Annotated in this window: 2 protein-coding genes; one reads left to right on the top strand and one right to left on the bottom strand. The window is 43.6% G+C overall.

Going from position 1 to position 2,677, the window contains the following annotated elements; all coding sequences use genetic code 11:
* The first annotated feature begins 598 nt into the window (after positions 1-598).
* The gene (locus Q0277_RS03090; protein ID WP_297995485.1) at positions 599-1,345 is read left to right on the top strand and encodes a hypothetical protein; all 747 of its coding nucleotides are present in this window, start codon (positions 599-601) and stop codon (positions 1,343-1,345) included.
* Between the two features lie 407 nt (positions 1,346-1,752).
* On the opposite strand, the gene Q0277_RS03085 is transcribed toward Q0277_RS03090, so the two are convergent.
* Positions 1,753-2,677: TonB-dependent receptor (locus Q0277_RS03085; protein WP_297995482.1), on the bottom strand; the 925-nt coding region annotated here is incomplete at its 5' end.

The raw sequence follows: 2,677 nt of genomic DNA, 5'->3' as shown, positions 1-2,677 counted from the left end.
TCGTATCGCTAGAACAAAACGAGACTTGTGCGCTAAAGCCTCGTTAAAATTTCGAGGTCAAATTTAATCAGCTTGGCTCGCATTAAAAATTTTTAAGTAAACAAAGTCGCCTTGCACTAGATATACTTAAAATTTGCCTAGCAAAATACGTCTAAAAAATACTTTCAAAATCGCGCCAAAATTTATACGCGGCAAAAACTGCGCGTAAATTTAAAGGGCAAAATTTTACTAAGATCTCAAAGCTCGTATATGTACGCGATAGTATTTGAGTTCTATATTTAAATTTACGGCTTGTAATTTGATATCCGGCGATTTTTAAATTTTATGATCTTAAATTTAAACATGTTTGTTTAGTGCGCGGGATGAACCGCGCTCGTAAAGCCAACCGTATTAAATTTGCCGCCGATAAGCGCGGCGGAATTTAGCGAAAAATTTTAAAACCAAGCTCGTGATCAGTCTATCTTGCCGCATGAAATTTAAAAACTAGAATTTTGCCGCGCAGAATTCCGTTGCGCCGTGGAGCTTTTCGGAAAAAATGAGCGGTTTTTTTAGCGCCGGGCAAATAGCGCTAAATTTTTTAACTTAATCTTGGAGGATTATGCGAAATAAGCAGCCTTATATCGAAGGCAGGATAGAAAACTTGCACGTTCGCGTCCTTAGGCAGGAGATCGAGACGCTCGTGCTTTTTGAGATCGGCGGCGTTCGCTTTCGTATGCGTTGCAGGTCGTTCTCGTTTAAGCAGGGCGATTTGGTGCGCGTAAAATACTGCAACCAAGGATATCTAGGCAGCCTCGTCGCCTTGGAGGTCGAGCGCCGCAGAACGCCTTTGGAATATGCCCGCGATTTTGCGTTGAGTGCGCTGGATACCGTAAAACGCACGCTATCTTTAGCTTGGGATATTTTGATTACATTCGGTCTGATCTTTTTCGCCACGACAGTATTTTACGCGATCTATTTTGCGTTCGCAAAAGACGCATTCCCAAACATAGGCGATTTTTTCTACACTTGCGCGGGGCTTGCGCTCGTTGCGATGATAATTCTGGCATACGTTTATGCGATCGTACGCGCTATTGAAAGGCGCGCACCTCGTTTGACACAACTGGTGTTTAACCTTGCCGAGCGGCTACTTAGCTTGGCGCGACTATTTTGGGCGGTACTGCTTTTTTGCATCGCTGTGATTGCGGTGTTGCTTTGGATTTATATGACATTTATTAAGGATAAAACGGCAAGCCTGAGCGATTTTTTCTATTCTTGTGTAGTGCTTACGCTTGTGTGCATGATATGCCTAATTTGTTCTACTTGCATGCAAAAACTCTCATCATGGCGCAAGCGTCGCAAAAAATAGCGCTACTCCGCCGCACAATACACAGCGCGGAATTTCATAATTACGTAGCCTCAAATTTTGCATAGCAGAATTTTGCACATCTCCTTTTCGCGCCCGATGAGCGGATCGATCTTCTTCAAATTTTGCATAGCAGAATTCTGCACTGCGCTATAAATTTTATGCGCCCGAAATTTTAAAATTCCGTTTCGCGAGAATACGGAAGCGGCAAAATTCCGCCACGCGAATAAACCATACCGCTGCAAATTTTACATTTTTAAAATTCCCGTGCTCCTAAGCCTTTGATCGCTCGCCGTTTATTTTAAAGCCGGCGGAAGCTCAAACAAACTAAAGCTCATTTGAGCCGGGAATTTCGGATAAATTTAAATTTACGCACTAGAGTCTAAGCAATCGACCCAATAAGCGACGATTTAAAACGTTACCTCCCAGTTAAATCTAAAATTTCTGCGTGGCGCGTAAAACCTACCGATGCCCGCACCCGTCGCCTGATCGATCATATTGACCGTTCCAAAAGCCCTGATCGAGCGCGCGCTATCCCAAGTGATATACTTGGCGTTGGTTAGGTTGTAAACGCCTAGACTAAAGTTAAAATTTTTTTGCGGCTTAGCATAAGCGATAACGTCCACTACCGTATAATCACCGCTTCGCCAACCTTTGGTATTATCGGTTACGGGCTCTCCGTTTACTATAGAAGCATCGATATGCCCCCAATACGGATCCGTTCTTTCGACTTGGCTTTTCCAATACATATTGTAGGTATCTTTGCGCTTCTTGGCTCCTACGTCAGTTATGAAAAGATCAATGCCATATTTGTCGCCGGGCGTAGAATAGCCGATATTATAGACGGAAGTAGGCGGTTGGATCGCATTCATCGGCACCTCTTCGCCCCTACTGCATCCGGAGTTTGAATCATTGGCGTTTGAGCCGTTGCTGGCGCACGACATCCTGCCCTTTTGCCTGCTGTATTTATATCCCAGCCTAAATCCCTCCAGGCTCTCCGATACATCGCCGAGCTCCAGATGGGTATTTATCTCAAATCCATGCACTTTGGCGCTATCTCGGTTTACATTTTGATAAAACGGATACGGTATCTGCTGATCTACGACTTGTAAATTTCCCAAAAATTCAAGATCGATAAAATTTTTATAATCCGTCTTAAAAACATCGAAAGTTATGCGGCTTCTCTCGCTATAAAAAGTAAGAGCGATCTCTTTCGTCCTTGCGATTTCTGGTTCTAAAAATATATTAGGACGGATAGAAAAGTCCGGATGCTTAAAGGTCATATACGCCTCATCCGATGTCGGAGCGCGGAAACCCTTAGAGCTTTTTAGCTGT

The organism is uncultured Campylobacter sp. (genome assembly GCF_938030815.1).
In the GTDB taxonomy this organism is placed as follows: domain Bacteria; phylum Campylobacterota; class Campylobacteria; order Campylobacterales; family Campylobacteraceae; genus Campylobacter_B.
This window is presented reverse-complemented; position numbering and strand designations above follow the sequence as displayed.

What these genes read in the sequence shown, in the direction of transcription:
- Q0277_RS03090 (WP_297995485.1), top strand. Translation starts at nt 599, where the DNA reads ATGCGAAATAAGCAGCCTTATATCGAAGGCAGGATAGAAAACTTGCAC.